Below are 21,372 nucleotides of genomic sequence, written 5' to 3'. Positions count from 1 at the left end.
GTTTGATATACCCATCGTTTTCTGGTAATTCCATTACACTAAGGTTTTAGTGTATCGCTATTTCAGGACGGGACATAATATTTAAATTAAAAGCGTTAAGTATTCTCTTAATGCTTTTTTTGTTAAAACTAATTTAAAACCAAATAATTAAAAATTAGTTTTTGTAAATTTAAGCTAAGTAAACCCATTCGCTAAACCATATTAATGGTTCACTCATTATCGGTTTTATAAGATTCAACCCGTCGTTACATTTGATAAAACCATAATTATAAAACTGATGAAAAAACTAATTTACATAATCATTCTTTCTGTATTTATCTTCAATTGCAATACTTCAAAACAAACTACTAAAGCTAATAAAAATGAGCGTTTAGAAAATTTAAAGAAGAACGATACGGTTGTAATTTCCAGCGATGAAACAGAATACCAAATTATTATAATCGAACCTGGGTTTAATTTTTGGTTAGCCAGCAGAGCCAGGCCAGAAGGGTTTTACTCGCAGCAGTATTTAGAAAACCGAAATTATCAATATGTCCTTGAATGGAACCAGCGCGTGCTTCAACCCCAACGCTTCAACCCTAATTTGTACGAAATGCAAATCAATTATCAGCAGGGCATTGATTATGGTTACGAGGTTAACTATAAACTTTACAACTATTTTATTTATTTCCAATTAACCAACAAGCAAAGATTAGGACCATGGGTTCCACGAATTTAAATCCGTTTTCATTATTTTTGCATTCAAACTGCAAATTTTGGAAAAATTAAAAGAACGTTGGGACATAGAACATAACTGGCAAATTATCGTTATTTTTTTTGTCTTCGCTGTAACAGGATCTACGGCATCATACATTGGCAAACCCATTTTAGGTTTTTTAGAGATATCTACTGAAAGCTTAGGAACATTTGGCTATTGGGCTATCCGAATTGTTTTACTGTTCATTATGTACCAATTTCTATTGGTCTTTTTTGGATGGCTATTCGGTCAACATAAATTCTTTTGGAATTTTGAAAAAAAGATGCTTTGCAGAATTGGTTTAAAAAGATTTGTTGATTAATTGAACGATTTAAAAAAACATATCATCTTTAGAGCATTTGCACTTTTTGTTGTTGCCATTTTAATGTTACCGGCTTCAGTTAAGGTGATACATATTTTTGAGCACCATGAACATAAAGTTTGTAATGGCGATAGTTCTACACACTTTCACCAAGTTGATTTAGATTGCGAGTTTCAAAAGTTCCAACTGAATCACAATTTTAATTTACCAGACCAACATATTGAAATTTTTTCATGTCAAGAAATTTCATTAAAAAGTGTTTCGCAATACTTCTTCATAAGTGAATACCAACGCTTACCCTTTTCTTTACGAGGCCCTCCTGCCTTAATTTAATAATGACTTTTGTTGAACGTTTTTCAGCAATCCTAATTTAATTTTGCCACTTAAAATGATGGCAAAACACATTTTATATAGCCTCAGAAAAACAGAGGCTTTACATTATTAAATAAAAAAAATAATATGAAATTATTCATAAATACATTTCTATTGTTAGCTATGACCAGTAGCTATAGCCAAAATACTTTACAGGGCAACATAAAGAACAAAGAAACTCAAGAACCTTTAGCCTTTGTAAATATTTACGTTTCAGATCTGGAGAAAGGCACAACCACCAATAAAAACGGTTTTTTTAAACTAGAAAATTTACCATCCGGTCAACACGACTTGGTTATTTCCATAATGGGTTACGAAACACAATCCATTAAAATTATCATTCCAACTGCCGATGCCCTCAATATCGAGTTGGCGCCTTCTGCCATTGAGATGGAAAGCATTATTATATCTACGCCGTTCCATAAACTGCAGAGTGATAACGTTATGAAAGTGGAGCAACAAACCGTTAAAGATTTGCAAAACAGCGGTGCCACTACCCTAGCAGAAGGTATTACAAATATAGCTGGTGTTGAAAGCATTTCTACAGGAATGAGCATTGGTAAACCTGTAATCAGAGGACTGAGCTCCAACCGTGTTTTAGTTTATACCCAAGGGATTCGCTTAGAAAACCAACAATTTGGCGACGAACATGGTTTAGGGGTAAATGCCGCCGGGATTGAAAGTGTTGAGGTGATAAAAGGCCCAGCATCATTGCTGTACGGGAGTGATGCCCTTGGTGGTGTTTTATATTTGAACCCAGAACGATTTGCTGATGACAACTCTTCTGCAGCCGACCTTAGCGTTAATTATTTCAGCAATACCACAGGAATTAACTCAAATGCAGGTTATAAAACCTCTGAAGGGCATTTTAAATTTATGTTCAGAGGAAGTTTTACTGAACATGCCGATTATAAAACCAATGCCTATAGAGTAACCAACACCCGTTTTAAGGAACAAGATTTTAAAGCCGGGATAGGCTATCAAATTAACAGTTTTAAAACCGAATTTCGCTATAACCTCAACCATTCAAAATTAGGTATACCCGAAGAAATCGGTGAACAATCGCTATACAAAATACCGCTGCTGCCCTACCAAGATATTACTAACCACGTTTTCAGTTCAAAATCAACGGTATTTTTCAATAATTCAAAATTAGATATCAACCTCGGTTATATTTATAACGATAGAAAAGAATTTGAAGACCATCACCTTCATGAACATGCCGACGAAGAACATGACGATGAAGAAGAAGAGCATGAACACGATGAAGAACACGGTGAACATAACGAAGAAGCGTTGGAAGCTACACTTCATATGAAGCTAAAAACAGCCAATTACGACGTTAAATACCATCTACCAGAATTAGGAAAATTTGAAACTATTGTTGGTGTTCAAGGCATGCACCAAACCAATTCAAACTACGGGGAAGAGCAATTAATTCCTGATGCCACCACCAACGATTTTGGAATTTTGGCCACCTCTCACATCCATTTTGAAAAAGCCGATGTGCAATTGGGTACGCGTTTCGACAACCGAAAAATAGAGGTTGTAAATGGTATCAATAAAACCTTCAATAGTTTTAATGGTGCTTTGGGTCTGAAAACCGATATTTTAAACAATATTACAGCAAGAATCAATTTAGCCACTGGATTTCGAGCACCCAATTTATCAGAGTTAACTTCTGATGGTTCACACGAAGGCACCAACCGCTATGAAATAGGAAATTCAGACTTAAAAAGTGAGCAAAATTTCCAAACCGATGTAGCTCTGGAATATAAAAGTGAACACATCGAAATTTTTGTTAACGGCTTTTACAATCTAGTAAACAACTATGTCTTTCTTTCTCCAAATGGAGAGTTTATAGATGAAGACCCCATATTTCTTTATTTACAAGAGGATGCACAATTGTACGGCGGTGAATTCGGGTTTCACCTGCATCCCCATCCGTTAGATTGGCTGCATTTTGAAAGCAGTTTTGAAACCGTAACCGGAAAACAAGGTGCCAGTAATACACATTTACCCTTAATTCCGGCCAACCAATTGAGCAATATAATCCGGATTGAATTCAATAACACTAGGCTTAAAAGGGGGTATGCTTTCGTAAAATTGAAAACAGCCTTCAATCAAAATAAGGTTAGTAATTTTGAAACTCCAACAAGTGGCTACAACCTACTAAGTGCAGGTATTGGTGGTAGTTTTACGGTGTTTAAAAATGAAATGAACATAAAACTTTCAGGTAGCAACCTTACCAACAAAACCTATATCAATCACCTGTCGCGCTTAAAACCCGATGGTATTTTCAATATGGGCAGAAACATAAATATTGGGGTTACCTACCATCCTTAAAATTTAAAAGAACTGGCTTTAGAGCCTGCTCTTTTTTTATTGTTCAACCTGTAATCCGCTCGTCGCTTTAGGTTTACTTCACATTATTTTATTTTTGTTTAATTTTTTTATATATTTGTTAAACAATTTAACTTGATATGGGTAAGCAAAAAATACGATACATAACGGTTGACCCGTTTGGGGCTATTATTGGCATACTTATCGTAATTTTCTGGTTTATCAGTTTGTACGTATTACTGAATTGGAACATAAGTTACTCGAATCCTTTGCTATATTTTGCCATTTTTATACAAACCCATTTATACACTGGGCTTTTTATAACCGCTCATGATGCCATGCATGGATCTATTTCCAAAAATAGAACGGTTAACAATGTATTGGGCTGGGTAACTTCAATTCTATTCGCATTTAATTTTTACGACCGATTAATAATTAAGCACCATGAACATCACCAATTTGTTGCTACAGAAAAAGACCCTGATTATCATGAATCGGGCAAATTATGGCTATGGTACTGGACCTTTATAAAGCGCTACATCACTATCAAGCAATTAATTCTTATTACCATTACCCTACAATTATTAAGACTGCTGTTTCCGCTAGAGAATTTAATTCTATTTTGGTTATTTCCCAGTATTTTATCTACGCTTCAATTATTCTACTTTGGAACTTATATTCCACACAAAGATGGTCACAAACATAATAATAAGCATAACTCTACAACCCAAAAGAAAAACCACATTTGGGCTTTTGTAAGTTGTTATTTCTTTGGTTACCATTACGAGCATCATGATGCACCCGGTGTGCCTTGGTGGCGTTTATGGCAAACAAAATAACGGTTTAATGAAACTAAATTGTTTTCTTTACATTGCTTTATTCTGAAAATATTCAATTTGACTTTGTAAAAATTTGAAATGAAACTCCAAAAATGCACTGCTAGTCAAAGAAAAAGCCTCTCATTAAACTAATAAGAGGCTTTTAAATTTTTTTAAAGTATGTTATAACTATCTAGAATAATTAGGAGATTCGTTGGTAATCGCTACATCGTGTGGGTGGCTTTCGTTTATACCACTAGATGTTATTTTTACAAACTGCCCAGTTTCCTTTAGTGCTTCAATATCATTTGCTCCACAATAACCCATTCCGGCTCGTAAACCACCAATAAACTGGTGGATACTTTCAAATAATTCTCCTTTGTATGGTACACGGCCTACAATACCTTCAGGAACTAATTTTTTAATATCGTCTTCTACATCTTGAAAGTAACGATCTTTACTACCTTCTTTCATAGCTTCAACAGACCCCATTCCACGATAAGATTTAAACTTTCTTCCTTCGTAAATAATGGTTTCTCCGGGTGACTCCTTTGTTCCCGCCAATAACGAACCTAACATAACTGTATCGGCTCCTGCTGCAATCGCTTTTGGTATATCACCTGTATAACGGATACCGCCATCAGCAATTACGGGAACACCTGTACCTTTAATCGCTGCAGAGACCTCTAACACGGCAGAGAACTGAGGAAAACCAACTCCAGCAACCACGCGTGTAGTACAAATAGACCCTGGACCAATACCCACTTTTACGGCATCAGCACCAGCCTCAACCAAATATTTTGCAGCTGCCCCCGTAGCTATGTTCCCAACAATGACATCCAGTTCTGGGAATTTTGCTTTTACTTCTTTCAGTACGGTAACCACACCTTTGGTATGCCCATGTGCCGTATCAATAACCACAGCATCAACACCTGCATTTACTAGAGCTTCGGCACGTTCAACGGCATCGGCGGTTACACCTAAGGCTGCCGCCACACGTAAACGTCCGTATTGATCTTTGTTCGCATTGGGCTTTTGGCTCACTTTAGTAATATCCCTAAAAGTAATTAAGCCAGATAATTTATAATTGTCGTCTACTATAAGTAGCTTTTCAATTTTATGTTCTTGAAGAATAATCTCTGCATCCCTTAATGACGTTCCAATAGGTGCGGTCACCAGGTTTTCACCAGTCATCACTTCAACAATTGGCTTTTTGTTTTTATGCTCAAAACGCAAGTCACGGTTGGTAACAATACCTTTTAGTGTTCCGTTTTCATCAACAATAGGAATACCACCAATGCTATGCTCTGCCATTGAGGCTTTTGCATCGCGCACCGTTGCCGTAAGTGGCAAAGTTACCGGATCGATAATCATACCACTTTCTGCACGTTTTACACGTCTTACTTTTAGTGCCTGTTGCTCAATGGTCATATTTTTGTGCAACACACCAATACCGCCCTCCTGCGCCATGGCGATTGCCATTTTGCTCTCTGTAACCGTATCCATCGCTGCCGAAATAATAGGTACATTAATGGTAATGTTGCGTGTGAATTTTGATTGGATATTGACTTCTCTTGGAAGTACTTCAGAATATGCTGGAACTAAAAGGACGTCGTCGTAAGTTAGACCCTCTCCTAAAATTTTGTTTTGATGTGCAGTCATGATGCAATTACGATTATAATTGCGTGCAAATATACAACTAATATCTAAGATATTAAGCGAAGTTTTCTAACTGTTTTGTTAAAAAACCTCGCTTAGTTTTTTTAGGTTTAACTCTAAAACACACTGGTTATTACAACAACTTAATCATTTATAAATCAAATTATTAAAAACCAACTACCTTCTTCCTCTACCGCCACGGCCACCTCTTCGGCCTCTACCTCGACCGGCGTCCATTTCTTGTCCGGCAAACTTCCCAAACTTATATACAAAAGTAAGCATGAAATATTGCTCCAGAATTTGGTTTTCAACATCGCGAATGGCCGTTTCGGTAACTGATCTACTAAAACCATTGTTCATACCAAGCATATCGTAACCTACTATTGTTAAGGTGCCCTTTTGCTTGAACAGCTGCACCCCTAAACCGGCATTCCAAAACACGGCATCGCCATCAAAATCGTCACCCACCCTACTGTTGTATCGGTAAGATACTTTGTTGTTAAAAAAAACATTCTTTAAAAAGAAAAAAGTAGATTCGAACCTAAGGTTCTGAACAAAATAATCGTTATCGTTAAAGGCATCGGTATTGTAACTGGTGTTGGTTATACTATAACTGTAAGAGGTATTGATTTCTATCTTTTTATCGTAAGAGTAACTGAACGACACAGAAGGCCGTAACGTACTAGTCTTTGCTGTGAACTCAACACCGTTTTGTATGGATCTGATATTGTCATAATTTCCAGAAAACCGAACACCCATATTGTAATTGGTTTTTTGATTTAAAAATGATTTGTTGACTCCTAAATTTCCAGACAGCCTATAATCGCCATCTATGTTTTCGAAAGTTGTATATCGAATTAAATCGGCATCAGTTATGGTTGAATTTATAATTTTATCGTTTACAAAAGTGGCTCTAGCCCTTCCGTTTAAGCTAAGTTTATTGGCAGCCAAATTGTTCTGGTACCTAAAATTGAAATTATGACTAACACCAGGCTCCAAATCTGGATTTCCGGTTATAATATTTGTAATGTTACTTACGTTAGCTACGGGTTGTAACTGACTTATGGATGGTAAATCTACATTCTGTCTATAATCCAAAGAAATATTTTTATAGCCTTTTTCGTCTCTATAGCGTATTCTACCCGAATAGGTCAGGTACTTAAAATCGTTCTTAAAATTACGATCTTCTATAATATCATCTACATATTTTCTGAACGTATTGGTATAAGCTCCTTCTACTTCAAAACGGATATCGTTAAACTCGTAACGCAAACGCAATGACGGACGCACTGTGGTCGCAATATATCGGCTATCGGTACTTATCTGTGTATTGAAGTTGTCGTAGTCCCCCGTGGCTTCATTATAATCGTAAATACTTTTTTCGTTATTGTTGGTGCTTATAGTAGCTCTATACCCTGGCATAATCCTAAAACCTTCAAAAACTTCTTTGCTCAATCTACTATATAAGTTAATTCTCGACGAATTGTTTTTGGTATCAGTTATTTGGTCTTGTACCACAATATTTCCACTATTTGCCAGTTCATTACTCGAATAATTGGAGCTTTCACCTTCTTCTTTATCAAAGGAAGTATTTACTCTTGTAAATAAATAATCTCTTCGACCTCCAAGACGGGCTGCCACTTCAAATTCATTATCAAACGAGTAATCTGAATTAGATGATTGGTTTTCTGAAAAATATTGACTTACCAGGTCGCCATTGGTGTATTCAGATATACGATCTACAGTTGAAAACGCATCATTATGCCTCACATCAAAATCCATTTCATTGGAAATTCTAACCTGTCTTTTTGACCGCTTGTTCTTAGGATCGGTTAGGAATTTAACCTCGGCACCAGCATCGTGCCTTTCAGAATTGTTGTAACTCGCGCTATTAGAATTAGTGATATAATTAATATTTGGTAGAAAGTTTTCAGCATAGCTTTTTTGACCTCTATCGGTATCCTGTGAGCTATACCTGTAGTCGCCCTTAATTTGGGTTTCGTCCCATTTTCCTTTTGAAAAATTAGTGCCAATAAAATCAGATTCAATCAGTCCATTACTTGAAGTGGCATCAGGCAGCGCATTAAACCCCCTTCCCATATTTATATTGTTGGTGCCCATAATGACACCAAGCTGCTTCCCTTCTATTAACTGGAACAAATTGGCATTGGCTTGATACCTTTCGTCGGTTCCATAACCCAGATTTACGTCTCCGAAATAGGCTTTGTTCTTACCTTTTTTGATCTTTAGGTTGATTTCTTTAGTACCAGAATCTGATTCTTCACCAGTGAATTTTTGGGTTTCGGTTTTATAATCGGTCACCTGCACTTTGCTCACGGCACTACTAGGTATGTTCTTAAGTGCCACATCGCCTTTTTGGTCACCAAAAAACTCCATGCCATCAACGTTAATAGCCTCTACCTCAACGCCATTTACGGTAATCGCACCCTCTGTATCAATTTCAATGCCTGGGATTTTTCTTAGTAAATCTTCAACCATAGCGTTGGGCATGGTTTTAAAACTTCCCGCATTATATTCTATGGTATCTTTTTTTATAACTACTGGCGGCGCTTTTCCTATAACAGAAACTTCATTCAAGGTTTCCAGCTGATCTTCCAATACAAGAACACCCAAATTCAAGATTTTGCCGTCTGGCACGTCGATATTCTTCTTAGAGGGTTTATAGCCTAAATAGGCGATATTGAAAATCACTTTTTTATCGTCTTCAGCATTAACCTGTAATGAAAACTCGCCATTTTTATTGGTTATACCATAAGATATAGGCACACTATCGGTCACACTTTGAAGGTAAACTGTTGCACCTTCTAGGGCAATAGAATCTTGATCTTTTACAATACCTTCTAAAGAAAATTTTTGAGCCTGCAAGGTGGATGTAAGAAGCAGAAGCATTAATTGTATATACGTTTTCAATACGGTAAAAGATCAATTGGTTAACTCAAACTTAGACTACATGAAACACGAAAAGTTTAATACAACAACCTTTAAAAAAAAGTTTACCTTTTTTGGAACAACTGAATAAAAACGATAAGAACTGAAATGGTGTAAGTTAGCGTCATTAAAACACCTGATAGCATAACAATGTATTTCATCCAAAGGACTCCCGACCATAATAAATAGAGACCTCCAAAAGTTAAGATAACCGATAAAAAAGGCTCAACAATTAAGAACAATTTGAGCTTCTTCCCCAGTTGGGTTATGGATACTAGTATGCCGACTAAAAAGAAAATAATAGACATGGATAACATATGGTTGTGCACAAGTGTAAGCATTTCTTGACCACTTTTTTTAAAGCGCATAACCTGGGCATCTGCATCACCTTCATTGCCCAAATATTGTTCTTCAATGCCATTTGGATTTGTTGCCGATGTTTCCCCAACAAACAACAAGCCAGTAAAAAAGCCAAAACTTAACACGATTAAAAACGAGCCGATCAAAAGTTTAATTTCCTTGGGAAGCGCCAATATCAATCCGTTAAACTGCATTTATAGAATGTTTTTTGAGTGAAGTGTTTTTAAAGACTTTAGTAAATTATTAACCGCGTTTGTCATTGAACGTACCGAAATGGTTGCACCAGAAATAGCCATGATGTCATCGCCGTACTTCAAATCATCATTTTGTGTTTTACCTATAAACTGCTTAAGCCAACGCTTGCTTCCTATTTCTCCACCATACTCTTCTCGGTAAACCAAAACCTTCGATTTTAAAATCACTAAATCTGTGTCCAATAATACCAAATAATCAAACTCGGCCGTTTTACTAGGTGCTTTCCCTAAATAGGCATAGCCTTTCAATGTATCATTGGCTTTAATGGACAGTAAATTATTATCCGAAAAATTCACATGCAACTCAGTGATGACATCCTTTGGAATAGCAGTAAAACTATAAGAGTATTTTTCAACATTATAGGTTTCTTTAATCTGCTTGTCTAATTTTTTACTTAGCGCTTTTTGCGAAACAAAAGACATGGCTAAAGGAGCTAGCAATAAAATTAAAACGTGTTGTATTCTCATGGTACAAAAGTATTGTTTTTACAATTAAAACGGCAATAGGCAATCATCAAAAAACTAGATGACTGCCTAAGCCTAAATTTTAGTCATGACTTTAATTTTAAAATGAAAGCCTGAGCAACAATTGAAGCGTGATATATTCTTGCTTGTCGCATTAGAACCATACACCAATACCAAAATTAAGTCTATCGGCAACAGCGCCACCTGAAACGGCATTATCCCTAAATTGATAATCAGCTTTAAAAACCACACCTGGTGCTATGTGATAGCTTAATCCAGTTGTTAAATCGTTTCGGTTAAAGGCATCGTTTCGTTCTATTCCTTCGGTTTTTGCATGGGTGTCGTATTGTTCATAACGAGCAAATGCGAACAAACGTTGTTCTTTTTCTTGAGGTAACAAATTGTATGCCGCTTCTAAATACCAACCTTGCAAAGCACTTCCTAAATCCCTGCCTGTTAAGCTATTATAGGCTTCAGAACCCGATAAGCTTCCATGAACAAATTGTCCTCTGGCGGTAAAACGTTGGTAAGCATACCTCGCATCCAAACCAATCATTGAAATACCTATGTTTGCTCCAGAAATATCCTCTACATCATCTTCAGCTTGAGTATCTCCAAAATATCCTGATAGCCCTAAACGTAATCCTGGAATACCATAATAATCCAATTTCGCTGAAAATGTTGGACTATCTATTGTTGATTGTATGGCCTTTTGTCGACCTCCGCGTAACCCATTAGAACCTTTTAAAACTCCATTAACACCGCCTTCACCGTCAAAAGAAGTAGATTTAAACCCGTTAAAAATATAGGCTTGGTACCCTAATGAAATTTCATTTAATCGACCTGTTACACCAAAACCGATTTCACGCCAAGTCGTTGGAATAATAACGTTGTCTATAGCCGGGCGCTCCACGCCATTAAAAGTAGTTGGTTCGTGAAATTCGTTTATAATACCAAAAGGCACTAGCATTAATCCTCCACGTAAACTTACGCTTGGTGCTACATTGTAATTCACAAAAGCCTGTTCTATAAATACTTCTTCAACATGCTCAAACTCAACCTCAGTAACAAATTGGGTTTTGTCGTTAAATTTATAACCAAAAAGCAGCACTAAACGTTGTACATCCAGTTCGCCATTTTGTGATTCTGGTTGGTTATAGGTCAACTCACCATAAGCCCCAACAGTTACCGCTTTTCCGTAGTTACCGGAGAGTATTCTTTGAGCAGCATTAAGTTGTTTTTGGGGATCGAATGTAATTGAATCTTGAACTGTTTGGGAATAACTAATTGAATATAAAAATATTACAGCAAGTAAGGATAATTTTTTCATTTGTCTGTTTGATTTGTTTTTATTTAGACTTATTATAAATAATGAATTAATTCTTGGGCAAAAATAAAAACCAAAATCACTTTCACAAAGTTTATTTAGATTAATTTTAAATAAAAAAATACACTAGTTTTTAAACCTCTGTTTTTCAACAATTTATTTATGACCCAAATTGAAAAATTAACGTTTAGGTAAACTGACGATTATTCCTAATGATAATTATTGAAGATTTTTGAAGCCTCATTGTGGGCACTTTCAAAACTCAATGCATTTAAATCATTTATATTTTTTGAAGTAAAATAGGACAGTAACTTTTCAGTGGGCATATTGCCCGTGAGCTCGTCTTTAGCCATGGGGCAACCACCAAAACCTTGAATGGCACCATCAAAACGAAGGCACCCCGCATTGTACGCTGCATCCACTTTCTCGAACCATAAACTCGGTGTAGTGTGCAGATGTGCGCCAAATTCTATATCAGGATATTTAGGAATTAAATTTGAAAACAAATAATCAATACTTTCTGGGCTAGAGGTTCCCACAGTATCACTTAGCGATAAAATTTTAACGCCCATGCCTGCCAATTTCTCAGTCCACTGGCCTACTATATCTACATCCCAAGGATCGCCATAAGGATTACCAAAACCCATGGAAACGTATACCACCACCTCTTTATTGGATTTATTCGCAATCTCTAAAATTTCGGAAAGTATCACCACCGATTGTACAATAGTTTTATGAGTATTTCGCATTTGAAAATTTTCGGAAATGGAAAACGGATAGCCCAAATAATCTATTTCTGGGTGTTTACATGCATCATTTGCCCCTCTCGTATTGGCGATAATAGCCAACAATTTACTTGTGGTTTTCGATAAATCGAGCTTCGATAGTACCTCAGCAGTATCAACCATTTGAGGAATGGCTTTGGGCGACACAAAACTTCCAAAATCTATAGTATCAAAACCAACTCGCAATAACGACTGAATGTACTGCACCTTCTTTTCCGTAGGAATAAAGGTTTTTATGCCTTGCATGGCATCACGAGGACACTCAATTATTTTAACGGATTTTGACATTATATTTTGAAAATAACGTGATAAAAATACTATTAATTTAACAAAGCTTCTCCATAATAAAAGTAACTTTTTCAAATAGCCCTGTAAGCCTAGTTACTACAAGTCGACTATTTAACCTAAAGTAATTTCCTATGAAAAAAATCACCATATTACTTTGTTTATCGGCCATTTTAGCAACACATCTGGCACCAAGCCAAAGTATAGCGGTTTACGATATTGTTTTCGAAAGTGTTTGGGAGTCTGTTGAAGACAACCCCGCGGATGGAATCAGCACTATTGATTTACCAAGCAGTGCCCACTGGTCGCCTTTAGCACTTGTTACCCACAAAACGGCAAACACCTTTATGATGATGGGCACCCAGGCTTCCCCTGGAATAGAATCGATTGCAGAAACAGGAGCTACCAGTATTTTTGAAAATGAAGTCAACTCCAATACAGACGCTAATCAAATCATTGTTGGAGGCGGCTTAAATTCTGCGAAAGGCACCATTGCTATTAATAATGTTGAAGTAAGCGAAGATTTTCCTTTGATTACCTTGGCTTCGATGATTGCCCCTAGCCCCGATTGGTTTATTGCCGTATATAGTGAAAATTTAAGGTCTGGAAGTAGTAATACAAATAACGGTTGGAAAAGTACTTTCACTTTAGATTTATACCCCTACGATGCAGGTACTGAAGATGGAGACATGTATTCGCTTGACAACCCTGCCACCAATCCATTGGGTGTAATTTCATTATTATCAAATGTTTCTCCCTTTAACGATAAAAAAATTGGAACAGTTACCTTCACTTATAACTCTTCAACGTTAAGCGCAAAAAATGCGACTTCGTTAAAAGAATTAAAAATATATCCAAACCCCGTTTCTAACAATTTATTATATATTAAAAATAACCTCCCAAGTGAAGTGGCGACATTCAAAATTACCAATTTATTGGGACAAACACTTTTAACAGGTCATATAAAGAACAACCAACCTGTTGAAATAAGCAGTTTATCGTCAGGGAATTACATACTTAGCATCTTTAACGAAAAATCAAAAATCTCAAAACGGTTTATAAAGTAGAATTATTTCTTCAATAAAGCTTTATTGATGCGCTTTATCAAACTCGGTCCCTCATAAATAAATCCGGTATAAATTTGAACCAAATCCGCACCAGCTTCTATTTTCTCCAAAGCATCTTTTGCCGAATGGATACCACCAACACCAATTATCGGGAAAGCTTTATTACTTTTTTCAGAAAGGTATTTAATAACGCGCGTACTTTTTGCTTTAATCGGTTGCCCACTTAACCCACCGTTGCCGATTTCGTCTAATCGTTCTTGTGACGCTTTTAATCCGCTTCGGTCTGTTGATGTATTACTGGCAATTACCCCATCCAATTTAGTAGCTGTAACTAAATCAATAATTTCATTCAATTGCGTATCATTCAAATCAGGTGCAATTTTCAATAAAATGGGCTTTTGCTTTTCAAAAGTGTTGTTGGTTTTTTGCACAGCGCCAATCAATTCTTCTAAATAATCTTTGTCGTTCAATTTAGCATGGCTACCCACGTTGGGACAACTTACATTCAGCACAAAATAATCCACGTAAGGATGCAGTGCATTAAAACATTCTAAATAGTCTTTGGTATAATCTTCAGGTTTGGTCTGGGTGTTTTTCCCAATATTTCCGCCAATAATCAAATTACCCTTACGCTTTTTCAACTGTAAAATGGCAGGCTCAATTCCTTCATTATTAAACCCCATTCGGTTTATAATGCCTCGGTCGTCTTTCAGCCTAAATAATCGTTTTTTAGGATTTCCTTGTTGGGCTTTTGGAGTTACCGTACCTATTTCAATAAAACCGAAACCGAAATTTCCCAACTCATTGTACAGCATTGCATTTTTATCAAATCCAGCAGCTAAACCAACTGGGTTTTTAAAGGTTAAACCGAAAAGTTGACGCTCTAATTTTTTATTCTCAACCGCATATAGACTTCTAAAAAGGCCTTTAATTCCAGGAATTTTCGAAGTGAATTTAATCAATGAAAATGTAACGTGATGAATCTTTTCTGGGTCGAACGAAAAGAATAGCGGGCGAAGTAAAAATTTGTACATCGGAATGATTTATGCAAAAATACACCTAATTAAAAAATCAACCAATTTCGAAGCCGAAAAATACAGAATTAAATTTTGCGAAATTTAATTCTGTATTTAGATTCCCGCTTTCACGGGAATGACAACATAAAAGGTAATCTCAATAAATTGAGAACTTTATTTTCAATTATAATTGTATTTTAGAGGACAATAAAAGGCTATTAATTTTTCATTTCAATGATTTCAAAAGAACATATAATAAAACGGTTTATAAGCTACGTTACAGTTGACACCGAGTCTGACCCTAAATCGGAAACCACACCAAGCACAAAAAAACAATGGGATTTAGCGATTAAACTCACGGAAGAACTTAAGGCCATTGGCATGCACGATGTTTCTATTGATAAAAACGCATACATCATCGCTACCTTGCCCAGCAATGTGGAGCACGATGTGCCGACCATTGGATTTATTTCGCATTTTGATACATCGCCCGATTTCACAGGTGCCAACGTTAAGCCGAAAATTATAGAAAAATACGATGGCAATGACATTGTTTTAAACCGTGAAGGCAACATTGTATTATCGCCCGATTATTTTGAAGATTTGCTGCAATATAAAGGGCAAACCTTGATTACTACAGACGGAAATACACTTTTAGGAGCCGACGATAAAGCCGGTATTTGCGAAATTGTTTCGGCAATGGAATATTTAATCAATCATCCAGAAATTAAACACGGGAAAATCAGGGTAGGCTTTACCCCGGATGAAGAAATTGGCCGTGGTGCGCATAAATTTGATGTTGAAAAATTCGGTGCCGATTGGGCCTATACTATGGATGGCAGTCAGATTGGCGAACTAGAATATGAAAATTTTAACGCTGCTAGTGCAGTGGTAAAAATAAAAGGAAAAATTGTACACCCTGGTTATGCCAAGGGTAAAATGGTGAATTCCATGTACATTGCCACCGAGTTTATTAATTCGCTGCCACGTATGGAAACCCCAGAGCATACTGAAGGTTATCAAGGTTTTTTTCATTTGCACGATATGGAAGGAAATGTTGAGGAAACCACACTACAATACATTATCCGCGACCACGACAAAAAACATTTTGAGGCCCGAAAAGAAGTCATGACCAAACTGACTAATGAACTCAATTCGCAATATGGCCGTGAAGTGATTACGACAGAAATTAAAGACCAATACTTTAATATGCAGGAAAAAATAGAATCCGTAATGCATATTGTTGATATTGCTGAAGAAGCCATGAAAGCAGTTGATGTTGAGCCCATTATTAAAGCTATTCGTGGTGGCACAGATGGTTCGCAACTTAGTTATATGGGTCTGCCCTGCCCCAATATTTTTGCAGGTGGCCATAATTTTCATGGTCGTTATGAATATGTACCTATAGAAAGCATGATTAAAGCCACGGAAGTGATTTGTAAAATTGCGGAGTTGACGGCGAAAAGAGAAATCGAAGATTAATGAATCTAATAACTTCCTTTTAGACTATTCCACATCCTGATGCTTGGCATAATTCCGCCATTTTTCAATACATTCCTTAATATCCTCGGGGATGGGGGTATCAAAACTCATAAACTTGTTGGTTTTGGGATGGGTAAAACCTAAGGTTTTGGCATGTAATGCTTGTCGCGGCAACACTTTAAAACAGTTATCTACAAATTGTTTGTATTTAGTAAACGTGGTTCCTTTCAAAATTTTATCACCACCGTAGCGTTCGTCGTTAAAAAGTGTGTGGCCAATGTGTTTCATGTGCACCCTTATTTGGTGGGTGCGGCCTGTTTCCAATTTACAGGACACTAGCGTAACATAACCCAATCGTTCCAATACTTTAAAATGGGTAACAGCCGGTTTTCCTTTTTCGGCTTCATCGTCTAAATACACCGTATTTTGCAATCGGTTTTTAGGATGTCGGCCAATATTACCTTCAACGGTGCCTTCATCATCTACCACATTACCCCAAACCAAAGCCACGTACTCGCGTTCGCTGGTTTTTTCAGCAAATTGTAACGAAAGATGTGCCATGGCTTCTTCGGTTTTCGCAACCACTAAAAGTCCACTGGTATCTTTATCAATACGATGCACCAAACCAGGGCGTTCACTGGAATTATTGGGTAAATTATCAAAACGGTAAATTAATGCATTTATTAAAGTGCCAGAATAATTACCATGGCCTGGATGCACCACCATGCCTGCAGGTTTATTAACCACCAAAAGTTGGTCGTCCTCATAAACCACATCGATATCAATATTTTCGCCCACCAATAAATTTTCGTGTGGTGGATGTGCAAATAACACCTTAATTAGGTCGTTTGGTTTTACCTTGTAATTTGATTTTACGGGTGCTCCGTTTACAAAAATGCTTCCGTTTTTTGCTGCAGCCTGAATTTTGTTTCGGGTAGCATTTTCAACAAAATTCATTAAATATTTGTCTATCCGAAGTGGCGATTGTCCTTTTTCAACGGTAAATGCATAATGTTCGTAGAGGTCGTTATCCTCATCTGGCATTTGTGGTGTGTAGTCATTCATGATTATGGTCTGTTTCCGTTACCCAGCACCAAATCTATTACAGACGTTTTAGCCAATTTATCACCGATATCAATCCTCTTTCCGTCATGAGAAAGTTTCAAAACCATATCTTTTGCAATATTGTCTTCGTAAGTGATATTCCCAACTTTAAAACCCAAAGCTTCTAAGGTGGGTTTTACTTGCCTATATGTTTTATCAATCAATCCGTCAGGTACTCTAATTTTACGATATCCCGATGGATTTAAGGTTATATATATTTTACGGTTTTCCTTTACCTGTGTTCCCGCCTTTGGTTCTTGCTCAATAACCGAAAACCTTGGATAATCAGGATTATAATTGGCTGAATCTTGAATTTTCATCACCAAATCATTCTGTTGCAATTCAATTTCGGCCACATCAATAGACTTGCCAGTTAAATCTGGAACAGTTTCAAAAGTACCATGATTAGTCGTGATATTCAACCATTTCAACATAATAAAACAGATAACCACTATGGCCACCACCGCCAATAAAATTTGTTTTAAAAAGGTTTTACTGGTAAGGAATTTTAGTGCGCTCATTTATAGAATTTTCGATTAGGCAAATATATAAAAACCGAACTGTTTTTTCTTTTGCAATTTATATGATATTTTAGCTCGACCTATTATTAACTATAAACAAATACGTTTTATTGTTAGTTCTAGATTTTTCAAACTGTAACAACATATTTTCGCTTTCGCGGAAGCAATAAAAAAATGACCATGAAGCATATTGCCATAATTATGGGCGGTTATTCCAGTGAATATCAAATATCGTTGAAAAGCGGAAACGTTGTTTACGAAACGCTTGACACCTCAAAATACAAAGCCTATCGCATTCATATTTTTGAAAACAGGTGGGTTTATGTAGATGATAATGATGAGGAATATTCTATTGACAAAAACGATTTTTCAATTAATGTGAGCAACTATAAAGTCACCTTCGACTGCGTATTCAATGCTATACACGGTTCGCCAGGCGAAGATGGTTTTATGCAAGCATATTTTAAACTTTTGAACATTCCGCAGACCAGCTGCAGTATGTATCAGGCGGGATTAACATTTAACAAACGTGATTTGTTAAGCGTGTTGAAACCTTACGGTATAAAAACAGCTGAATCGTTTTATATAAACTTGGGCGATTCTATTAATGAGGATGATATTGTCGCAAAAGTAGGTTTGCCATGTTTTGTTAAGGCCAACAAAGCCGGAAGCAGTTTTGGAGTTTCAAAAGTGCATAAAAAAGAAGATTTGCAAAATGCCATAAATGTGGCTTTTCGTGAAGACGACGAAATTATAATTGAATCCTTTTTAGATGGTACGGAAGTATCTGTGGGCGTTATTACATATAGAGGTGAAACCAAAGTATTGCCCATTACTGAAATTGTATCAGAAAATGATTTTTTTGATTACGAGGCAAAGTATCAGGGCAAATCACAGGAAATCACTCCTGCCCGACTCACCAAAGAGCAAGAGGACAAAGTAACAGTCGAAGCAAAAAAAGTTTACGAAATATTAAAAATGTCCGGCTTTAGCCGAAGTGAATTCATATTTAAAAACAACGAACCCCATTTATTGGAAGTCAACACGGTCCCAGGTTTGACAAAAGAAAGCATATTACCACAACAGGCAGCGGCGGCGGGTATAAGCTTAAGTGATTTATTCAGCAATGCCATTGAAGAGGCTTTGAAATAATTATCGTAATTTTAATATTGAAATTTTAAAAAAGATGAAAAGAGCATTATTTCCAGGATCTTTTGACCCAATTACATTGGGGCATTACGATATTATTAAACGTGGCATTACGGTTTTTGATGAAATAATTATCGCCATTGGTGTCAATGCTGAAAAAAAATACATGTTTTCACTTGAGGAACGTCAAGAGTTTATAAAAGAAGCCTTTAAAGGCGAGCCTAAGGTAAAAGTAGTAACCTACAAGGGGCTAACCGTCGATTTTTGCAAAGAAATTGGTGTGGAATTTATTTTACGTGGACTACGAAACCCAGCCGATTTTGAGTTTGAGAAAGCCATTGCCCATACCAATAGAAGCCTTTCGGAAATTGAAACCGTGTTTTTATTGACATCGGCAAAAACGTCCTATATCGCATCCTCTATTGTACGTGATGTAATTAGAAACAATGGCGATTATACCAAGCTGGTTCCCGATAGCGTTAAAATAGATAAATAACTAAGACAAATAAAAAAAGAACACTTGCGTGTTCTTTTTTTATTTGTCTTAACCTTTAAAAGAATTTATATTCTGAAAGTGGCTTTGGGAATTCCTCTGGGTTTTCGGCCAAGTGATAGCGCGGATCATCCACATCTTCTAAAATCACTTCTCTAAACTTAGGGCTTGATTTATACAATAAAACTTTACAATCTTTACTAAGGTGCTTCAGCCTTATGGTTTTCCCTTCCTCTTCATATTTGCCAACCAAATTAAAAATAGCTTCTAAAGCAGAATGATCACTTATACGTGCCTCAACAAAATCTATTACCACGTTGTCTGGATCATTTTTTACATCAAACTTTTCATTGAAAGCCAGTATTGAACCGAAAAATAGCGGGCCCCAAATCTCGTATGTTTTGGTTTTTCCATCTTCAGAGAAACGTTTTCTGGCTCTAATTTTCTTGGCGTTTTCCCAAGCAAAAACCAAAGCAGAAATAATAACTCCAACAAACACCGCAATAGCCAAATCGTAAATTACCGTTACTGCAGATACTATTACGAGTACTATAGCATCAGCAAGAGGAATCTTTCTAATAATTCTAAAACTAGACCATGCAAACGTTTCAATAACCATCATAAACATAACACCTACAAGAGCAGCAATAGGCACTTGTTCAATATATTTATCGGTAAACAAAATGAAGGTTAACAAGGTAACAGCCATCATAATACCAGATAATCTGCCTCGTCCTCCTGCATTAATATTTATTACGGTCTGGCCAATCATACCACAACCTCCAGTTCCACCTAAGAATCCGCTAAGAATATTTCCAGCACCCTGTGCAACACATTCACGGTTTCCATTACCACGGGTTTCAGTTAACTCATCAACCAAATTCATGGTCATCAACGACTCAATCAATCCTACAGATGCTGCTAAGAAAGCATAAGGTAATATAAACTTAAGCGTATCTAAATTTATTGGTAAGTTTTGCCATAATTCTAAATTAGGCGTTGGAAATTCCCCCTTAAGTCCAGTACCACCACCTTCAATAATATACGAACCTACGGTACTTACGTCTAAACCTCCGAACACCACGACAGCAGTTGTTACAAGGATGGCTGTTAAGGCTGCAGGTAGTTTTGTGGTTATTTTTGGCAGCAACCATATTATCCCCATGGTGAGCAAAACGAGCCCTAGCATAACGTAAAGCTCTGTTCCTTGCATTGGAATATTGATATACTCTTTAACACCTTCAGCAGTAATATTTAACTCTTTATGCGAAAACATACGAACCTGAGCCATAAAAATGACAATCGCCAATCCGTTAACAAAGCCTAGCATTACTGGGTGAGGAATTAAACGAACAAATCGTCCCAACTTAAAAACACCAGCAAGTATCTGGAAAACACCCATCAAAATAACCGCCGCCAAAAGGTAAAAATAACCCATGTTTTCAATGGGCTGGTCAAACAACATGCCTTTTGTGTGTCCTTCGGAAATTAAATGTACAAATATGACAGCCACAGCTCCAGCAGCACCCGATATTAAACCTGGTCTACCACCGAAAACAGCGGTAATTAATCCAATTATAAATGCCCCAGAAAGTGCCACTAACGGATCAATTTGAGCGACAAAGGCAAAGGCCACAACTTCAGGAATCATAGCCAAAGAAGTTGTAACACCAGCTAAAACATCATCTTTAACGTTTGGAGTAATCTTTCTTACAAAATCTGTCATGGTTACTTTTTTGAAGGTGCAAATTTACGTTTAAAATGCACATAAACAATGGAAAGCATCCAGATTTTACTAAAACGATTTAGAAAGATTTAATAATCAATCCTGAAAGGTCTATATGTTTGATTAAGGGAATTTTTGA

Annotated in this window: 19 protein-coding genes; 9 read left to right on the top strand and 10 right to left on the bottom strand. The window is 36.6% G+C overall.

Translation table 11 applies throughout. The features are described from left to right. The first annotated feature begins 277 nt into the window (after positions 1-277). The 5 genes from ACIEHO_RS13910 (at position 278) to ACIEHO_RS13890 (ending at position 4,612) form a co-directional block, all read left to right on the top strand. Positions 278-718, top strand: a complete 441-nt coding sequence (locus ACIEHO_RS13910) for a DUF6146 family protein (protein WP_406972757.1) — start codon at positions 278-280, stop codon at positions 716-718. Between the two features lie 37 nt (positions 719-755). Beyond that, complete coding sequence (locus tag ACIEHO_RS13905) at positions 756-1,058, top strand: DUF6787 family protein (RefSeq protein WP_406972755.1); 303 nt, start codon at positions 756-758, stop codon at positions 1,056-1,058. After that, the gene (locus ACIEHO_RS13900) at positions 1,059-1,391 is read left to right on the top strand and encodes a hypothetical protein (protein WP_406972753.1); all 333 of its coding nucleotides are present in this window, start codon (positions 1,059-1,061) and stop codon (positions 1,389-1,391) included. 126 nt (positions 1,392-1,517) lie between these two features. Then, entirely contained in the window at positions 1,518-3,776 is a 2,259-nt protein-coding gene (locus ACIEHO_RS13895; RefSeq protein ID WP_406972751.1) for a TonB-dependent receptor, read from the top strand. 137 nt (positions 3,777-3,913) lie between these two features. Then, the gene (locus ACIEHO_RS13890) at positions 3,914-4,612 is read left to right on the top strand and encodes a fatty acid desaturase (RefSeq protein ID WP_406972749.1); all 699 of its coding nucleotides are present in this window, start codon (positions 3,914-3,916) and stop codon (positions 4,610-4,612) included. 168 nt (positions 4,613-4,780) lie between these two features. On the opposite strand, the gene guaB is transcribed toward ACIEHO_RS13890, so the two are convergent. The 6 genes from guaB to ACIEHO_RS13860 all read right to left on the bottom strand — a co-directional run bounded on the left by guaB (position 4,781) and on the right by ACIEHO_RS13860 (position 12,678). Next, a complete protein-coding gene (guaB, locus tag ACIEHO_RS13885) occupies positions 4,781-6,253 on the bottom strand; it encodes an IMP dehydrogenase (protein ID WP_406972747.1) in 1,473 nt (490 codons plus the stop codon). A 174-nt stretch (positions 6,254-6,427) separates the two neighbouring features. After that, positions 6,428-9,160, bottom strand: a complete 2,733-nt coding sequence (locus tag ACIEHO_RS13880) for an outer membrane beta-barrel protein (RefSeq protein ID WP_406972745.1) — start codon at positions 9,158-9,160, stop codon at positions 6,428-6,430. 104 nt (positions 9,161-9,264) lie between these two features. Continuing rightward, positions 9,265-9,753, bottom strand: a complete 489-nt coding sequence (locus ACIEHO_RS13875; RefSeq protein ID WP_406972743.1) for a hypothetical protein — start codon at positions 9,751-9,753, stop codon at positions 9,265-9,267. Beyond that, complete coding sequence (locus tag ACIEHO_RS13870) at positions 9,754-10,281, bottom strand: FMN-binding protein (protein ID WP_406972741.1); 528 nt, start codon at positions 10,279-10,281, stop codon at positions 9,754-9,756. It lies immediately after the preceding gene. Between the two features lie 151 nt (positions 10,282-10,432). Continuing rightward, positions 10,433-11,608 (bottom strand): porin, encoded by a 1,176-nt coding sequence (locus ACIEHO_RS13865; RefSeq protein WP_406972739.1) that lies wholly within the window; start codon positions 11,606-11,608, stop codon positions 10,433-10,435. A gap of 206 nt (positions 11,609-11,814) precedes the next feature. Further along, on the bottom strand, positions 11,815-12,678 hold the full coding sequence (locus ACIEHO_RS13860; RefSeq protein WP_406972737.1) for a hydroxymethylglutaryl-CoA lyase: 864 nt from the start codon (positions 12,676-12,678) through the stop codon (positions 11,815-11,817). A gap of 131 nt (positions 12,679-12,809) precedes the next feature. Here ACIEHO_RS13860 and ACIEHO_RS13855 point away from each other — a divergent pair, with 131 nt between their 5' ends. Further along, positions 12,810-13,742: a spondin domain-containing protein gene (locus ACIEHO_RS13855; RefSeq protein WP_406972735.1), complete on the top strand. Its 933-nt coding sequence runs from the start codon at positions 12,810-12,812 to the stop codon at positions 13,740-13,742. 2 nt (positions 13,743-13,744) lie between these two features. On the opposite strand, the gene ACIEHO_RS13850 is transcribed toward ACIEHO_RS13855, so the two are convergent. Next, on the bottom strand, positions 13,745-14,776 hold the full coding sequence (locus tag ACIEHO_RS13850) for a quinone-dependent dihydroorotate dehydrogenase (protein ID WP_406972733.1): 1,032 nt from the start codon (positions 14,774-14,776) through the stop codon (positions 13,745-13,747). 216 nt (positions 14,777-14,992) lie between these two features. Between ACIEHO_RS13850 and pepT the strand changes: the two genes are divergently transcribed. Next, on the top strand, positions 14,993-16,240 hold the full coding sequence (gene pepT, locus ACIEHO_RS13845) for a peptidase T (protein WP_406972731.1): 1,248 nt from the start codon (positions 14,993-14,995) through the stop codon (positions 16,238-16,240). Between the two features lie 24 nt (positions 16,241-16,264). On the opposite strand, the gene ACIEHO_RS13840 is transcribed toward pepT, so the two are convergent. Then, positions 16,265-17,305 (bottom strand): RluA family pseudouridine synthase, encoded by a 1,041-nt coding sequence (locus ACIEHO_RS13840; protein ID WP_406972729.1) that lies wholly within the window; start codon positions 17,303-17,305, stop codon positions 16,265-16,267. A 2-nt stretch (positions 17,306-17,307) separates the two neighbouring features. Next, positions 17,308-17,865 (bottom strand): PASTA domain-containing protein, encoded by a 558-nt coding sequence (locus ACIEHO_RS13835; RefSeq protein WP_406972727.1) that lies wholly within the window; start codon positions 17,863-17,865, stop codon positions 17,308-17,310. 180 nt (positions 17,866-18,045) lie between these two features. Between ACIEHO_RS13835 and ACIEHO_RS13830 the strand changes: the two genes are divergently transcribed. Beyond that, the gene (locus ACIEHO_RS13830; RefSeq protein ID WP_406972725.1) at positions 18,046-19,017 is read left to right on the top strand and encodes a D-alanine--D-alanine ligase; all 972 of its coding nucleotides are present in this window, start codon (positions 18,046-18,048) and stop codon (positions 19,015-19,017) included. 34 nt (positions 19,018-19,051) lie between these two features. Continuing rightward, on the top strand, positions 19,052-19,510 hold the full coding sequence (gene coaD, locus ACIEHO_RS13825; RefSeq protein WP_406972723.1) for a pantetheine-phosphate adenylyltransferase: 459 nt from the start codon (positions 19,052-19,054) through the stop codon (positions 19,508-19,510). A 55-nt stretch (positions 19,511-19,565) separates the two neighbouring features. Here the strand turns inward: coaD and ACIEHO_RS13820 are convergent, their stop codons facing one another. After that, positions 19,566-21,233, bottom strand: coding sequence for a SulP family inorganic anion transporter (locus tag ACIEHO_RS13820; RefSeq protein ID WP_406972721.1), 1,668 nt, complete (start codon positions 21,231-21,233; stop codon positions 19,566-19,568). Positions 21,234-21,372: the final 139 nt, after the last annotated feature.

The organism is Flavisericum labens (assembly GCF_045446075.1).
Lineage (GTDB): Bacteria > Bacteroidota > Bacteroidia > Flavobacteriales > Flavobacteriaceae > Flavisericum > Flavisericum labens.
Note: the sequence above shows the minus strand (reverse complement) of the source record. Positions and strands in the feature narration are given on the sequence as shown.

Coding starts and splice junctions, on each gene's coding strand:
- ACIEHO_RS13830 (WP_406972725.1), top strand. CDS start 18,046: ATGAAGCATATTGCCATAATTATGGGCGGTTATTCCAGTGAATATCAA.
- ACIEHO_RS13860 (WP_406972737.1), bottom strand. CDS start 12,678: ATGTCAAAATCCGTTAAAATAATTGAGTGTCCTCGTGATGCCATGCAA.
- ACIEHO_RS13895 (WP_406972751.1), top strand. CDS start 1,518: ATGAAATTATTCATAAATACATTTCTATTGTTAGCTATGACCAGTAGC.
- ACIEHO_RS13865 (WP_406972739.1), bottom strand. CDS start 11,608: ATGAAAAAATTATCCTTACTTGCTGTAATATTTTTATATTCAATTAGT.
- pepT (WP_406972731.1), top strand. CDS start 14,993: ATGATTTCAAAAGAACATATAATAAAACGGTTTATAAGCTACGTTACA.
- coaD (WP_406972723.1), top strand. CDS start 19,052: ATGAAAAGAGCATTATTTCCAGGATCTTTTGACCCAATTACATTGGGG.
- ACIEHO_RS13890 (WP_406972749.1), top strand. CDS start 3,914: ATGGGTAAGCAAAAAATACGATACATAACGGTTGACCCGTTTGGGGCT.
- ACIEHO_RS13880 (WP_406972745.1), bottom strand. CDS start 9,160: ATGCTTCTGCTTCTTACATCCACCTTGCAGGCTCAAAAATTTTCTTTA.
- ACIEHO_RS13870 (WP_406972741.1), bottom strand. CDS start 10,281: ATGAGAATACAACACGTTTTAATTTTATTGCTAGCTCCTTTAGCCATG.
- ACIEHO_RS13820 (WP_406972721.1), bottom strand. CDS start 21,233: ATGACAGATTTTGTAAGAAAGATTACTCCAAACGTTAAAGATGATGTT.
- ACIEHO_RS13855 (WP_406972735.1), top strand. CDS start 12,810: ATGAAAAAAATCACCATATTACTTTGTTTATCGGCCATTTTAGCAACA.
- ACIEHO_RS13835 (WP_406972727.1), bottom strand. CDS start 17,865: ATGAGCGCACTAAAATTCCTTACCAGTAAAACCTTTTTAAAACAAATT.
- ACIEHO_RS13875 (WP_406972743.1), bottom strand. CDS start 9,753: ATGCAGTTTAACGGATTGATATTGGCGCTTCCCAAGGAAATTAAACTT.
- ACIEHO_RS13840 (WP_406972729.1), bottom strand. CDS start 17,305: ATGAATGACTACACACCACAAATGCCAGATGAGGATAACGACCTCTAC.
- ACIEHO_RS13850 (WP_406972733.1), bottom strand. CDS start 14,776: ATGTACAAATTTTTACTTCGCCCGCTATTCTTTTCGTTCGACCCAGAA.
- guaB (WP_406972747.1), bottom strand. CDS start 6,253: ATGACTGCACATCAAAACAAAATTTTAGGAGAGGGTCTAACTTACGAC.
- ACIEHO_RS13910 (WP_406972757.1), top strand. CDS start 278: ATGAAAAAACTAATTTACATAATCATTCTTTCTGTATTTATCTTCAAT.